General features: G+C 34.4%; 4 protein-coding genes. All 4 read left to right on the top strand.

What is annotated here, in order from left to right; translation table 11 throughout:
* Positions 1–680: ATP-grasp fold amidoligase family protein (locus ACJAT7_RS18235; protein WP_415228221.1), on the top strand; the 680-nt coding region annotated here is incomplete at its 5' end.
* A gap of 12 nt (positions 681–692) precedes the next feature.
* The gene (gene alr / locus ACJAT7_RS18230; protein ID WP_415228220.1) at positions 693–1,793 is read left to right on the top strand and encodes an alanine racemase; all 1,101 of its coding nucleotides are present in this window, start codon (positions 693–695) and stop codon (positions 1,791–1,793) included.
* 82 nt (positions 1,794–1,875) lie between these two features.
* A complete protein-coding gene (locus ACJAT7_RS18225) occupies positions 1,876–2,991 on the top strand; it encodes a glycosyltransferase family 4 protein (RefSeq protein ID WP_415228219.1) in 1,116 nt (371 codons plus the stop codon).
* 384 nt (positions 2,992–3,375) lie between these two features.
* Positions 3,376–4,117 (top strand): glucose-1-phosphate thymidylyltransferase RfbA (gene rfbA, locus ACJAT7_RS18220; protein WP_415228218.1); only part of this gene is annotated, 742 nt, incomplete at its 3' end.

Genomic DNA, 4,117 nt, shown 5'->3' with positions numbered 1-4,117 from the left:
GCCAATACATAGAAAAAAAAGGGTTAGCTTCCATATTGAATACCCTGCATGGTGTTTATGAACGTATAGAAGATATTAAATTTGATGAATTACCTAAATCATTTGCTATTAAGCACACTAATGGTTCAGGCGAAAACATATTTGTACAAGATAAAAGCCTTATTGATATGGATTCATTTAAATCTACTTTACGTAGTTGGTTAAATAAAAAAAGAATTAACTATGGGCGTGAATGGGGATACGATAATGTTCCATCTAGGCTTATTGTTGAAGCTTTAATAGAAAGAGATGAAAATAACGATATCCCCGATTATAAATTTTTCTGTTTCAATGGCAAGGTAGAGTATCTATACACTATGGTTGACTATGTTGATGATCATAAAAATGGAAGATGCAGTTTTTTCACCCCTGATTTTGTACAATTACCTTATAGTCGCTCTGAATATAAAGAAATAAACAGAATAATCCCCAAGCCTGTACAATTTAATGAAATGGTCAAAATAGCAGAGAAATTATCTGAAGGTTTTCCTCATGTTCGAGTTGATTTATATAACATCAGAGAAAGAATAATATTTGGTGAGTTGACATTTTATAATGCTAGCGGTTATACGGTTTTTACTCCTGATGAATTCGATTTTATTTTGGGTGAAAAGTTTATCATCCCAAAACGTAGAGGCTAGACGGTAATTAATTTGTATACAGTTAATGCTTATATCAGTAAAAGCGCCCTGCGGCATAATTTAAAGGTCATAAAAAAATTAGCTGCTGGTAGCAAAATCATTGCTATGGTTAAAGCTAAAGCTAAAGCTAAAGCTAATGCTTATGGGCATGGTTCTTTGGAGATTGCAGAGATTTTATATGATGTAGATTTTTTTGGTGTGGCACGTTTGCATGAAGCATTAGCATTAGCATTAAGAAATTCAGGTGTACAACAGCGAATTTTCTTAACTGAAGGTTTCCTAGAAAAAGATGAACTTTATCAAATAGCTGAGAATAATTTAGAGATAGTTGTTCATCATGAGTGGCAACTGGAAATGCTCAATAATATAGAGCTTAAAAAGCCAATTTCAGTGTGGTTAAAAGTTGATACAGGTATGCACAGGTTAGGCTTTTCGGTTGATAAAATTGCAGGCGTATTAAGTTTTTTGTCTAACTGTCCCCAAGTGAAGCCTATAATCAATTTTATGACACATCTTTCTAGTGCTGATGAACCGGACTCGGCTAAAACGGCGGAACAAATTTCCTGTTTTAAGTCTGCGGTTTCAAATCATAAAGGGTTCTTTTCAGCAGCTAATACAGCAGCAATTTTTAATAACCCGGAAAGTCATATGGATTATGTACGACCAGGTATTGCACTATATGGAGCGAACCCTCTTTGTTCTTACAAGGGCACGTCTAATAATTATGAATTAAAGCCTGTAATGTCCTTGTTCAGTAAGGTAATAGCGATACAAGAATTAAGAACATTTGAGTCTGTTGGTTATAATCCTATTTGGAAGACCGACAGGCCAACTAAAATTGCAGTGGTCGCTATTGGTTATGGTGATGGTTATCCAAGACATGCAAAGGGTGGTACTCCTGTATATATTGATGGTCAATATTTCCCGCTTGTAGGTCGGATTTCTATGGATATGATTACTATTGATATCGGTGATGCCGATATTAAAATAACTGAAAAAGTAGAGTTATGGGGTGAAAACCTATCTATCAATATTGTGGCTGCTCATGCGGGTACCATATCTTATGAATTACTCTGTAGTTTGACTCAACGAGTTAAATACCATTATGTATAATATCTGATAATTTTCTAAAGGAAATTTAGTTAACTAGTGGTTTAAACTAATAAATAACGAAATATAATGAGCAAGATTAATAATGATTAAAGTAGTTATTTCAGCTAATACAAGTTGGTATATATATAATTTTCGTAAAAATACAATTTTAGCGTTAATTGCTAATGGGTATTCTGTAGTTGCAGTATCACCACGAGATGAATATACAAAAAAATTAGTAGATTTAGGCTGTTATTGGCACGATATAAAAATGGATCAATCTGGAACTAATCCCCTAAATGATCTTTTTACTTGTTTGAATTTTTATAACTTATTTAAAAAAATCAAACCTAATGTTGTATTAAATTTCACTCCAAAAAATAATATTTACAGTACTATTTCAGCGACCTTTCTTAAGGTGCCTTGCATTAATAATATTGCAGGTTTGGGTAAGGTGTTTGTTGATAAATCATTTACATCTAAGATTGCAGAGCACTTATATCGTTTCAGCCAACATAAAGCTAATAAAGTGTTTTTTCAGAATGAAGAGGACCGCAGTTATTTTGTTCATGCGGGCTTAGTCCCGGAAAAAATAACCGAAAGATTAAATGGCTCCGGTATAGATCTTGAAAGATTTACCTTATCACCACGGGAAAATAATAAGACTATACGTTTTTTGCTAGTAGCCAGGTTGTTAAATCAAAAGGGCATAAACGAATATGCAGCAGCAGCTAAAATTATAACCGAGAAAATGTGTGGTAAAGTTGAATTCAGGCTACTTGGTTTCCTTGATGAAAATAACCCTAATTCTATAATAAAGAGTGATCTAGAACATTGGGTTTCTGCTGGTTATATTAACTACCTAGGTATCTCTGACAACGTTGAATTAGAAATAAAACAAGTGGATTGTATGGTATTACCTTCTTTTTACAGAGAAGGCGTACCTAAGTCGCTGTTGGAGGGCCTAGGAGCTGGTAAGCCAATTATTACTACTGATAATATTGGTTGTAGAGAAACAGTTATTGCAGGTCGTAACGGCTTTTTGTGTGAACCGGAATCAGTTGATAGTTTAGTCGCAGCAATTGAAAAATTTATAAATTTAACTGTACATGAACGAAATGAAATGGGCAAAGTAAGTCGAAAATTGGCTGAAAATAAGTTTGATGAAAAGCTAAACATACAACGTTATTTAGACGCGATTGAGATAACATTAACCTGATTTTTATTTACCTATTAAAGATAATTTTTAGGTTTTCTATCTTCCGTAGACAGCTAAGTTAAGGCGTTATATAATTGCAGATATTGTTTAACAGAGCATTAAGGAAACAACACAAGTGAGTGCATATGCCATTACTTTTTTTTGTTTTTAGTGATCATATTTACGGTTAGTTTTACAAAATATGACAGATATAAGTAAAAATCTTCAAAGATATTATCTTTGCACCCATAAGTTGGCTCGGATAGTATTACCCATTGAGGGTCTGTTAGTACTGTGGAATAAGGTTAATATCTTTAATTTGAAATTATTAGACCTCGCCACTTGAAAATTAAAGTGCAAAGTTCGGAATATTTTAGTATTTAATAAATTTTTATGAGGTGATTAATGAAAGGTATAGTATTAGCAGGTGGTACAGGTACACGTTTGCATCCGCTTACTACAGTGATTAGTAAACAATTGATGCCTATATACGACAAACCGATGATTTATTACCCCATTTCAACTCTAATGTTAGCAGGTATTAGGGATATTCTTATAATCTCTACGCCTCACGACTTGCCTAGACTTAAACAATTGCTTGGTTCAGGTGACGCATGGGGCTTATCTTTTGAATATATGGAGCAACCGTCACCTGATGGGCTGGCTCAAGCGTTCATTTTGGGCGAAGACTTTATTGGTGACGACCATTGCGCATTAGTATTGGGCGATAATTTATATTATGGCCATGATTTACAAGTTTCACTGGCGAATGCAGCTGCACAACCTTCAGGTGCAACAGTCTTTGGTTATCATGTAAACGATCCAGAGCGATATGGCGTTGTGGAGTTTGATGAAAATTGGAATGCGCTGTCAATTGAGGAGAAGCCAACAAAACCTAAGTCAAACTATGCCGTTACCGGTTTGTATTTTTACGACAATCAAGTTGTGGAACTTGCTAAGAAAATTAAACCGTCACCCCGTGGTGAGCTTGAAATAACAGATTTAAATAATCTTTATTTAGAACAGAATAATCTGCGAGTCGAATTAATGGGGCGTGGCTCTGCCTGGTTAGATACGGGCACTATTGATAGCTTGCTAGATGCATCAAATTTTATAGCCGCAATAGAAAAACGGCAGGGTCTTAAAA

The organism is Psychromonas sp. (assembly GCF_047632995.1).
GTDB lineage: Bacteria > Pseudomonadota > Gammaproteobacteria > Enterobacterales > Psychromonadaceae > Psychromonas.
This window is presented reverse-complemented; position numbering and strand designations above follow the sequence as displayed.

Coding starts and splice junctions, on each gene's coding strand:
- ACJAT7_RS18225 (WP_415228219.1), top strand. CDS start 1,876: ATGATTAAAGTAGTTATTTCAGCTAATACAAGTTGGTATATATATAAT.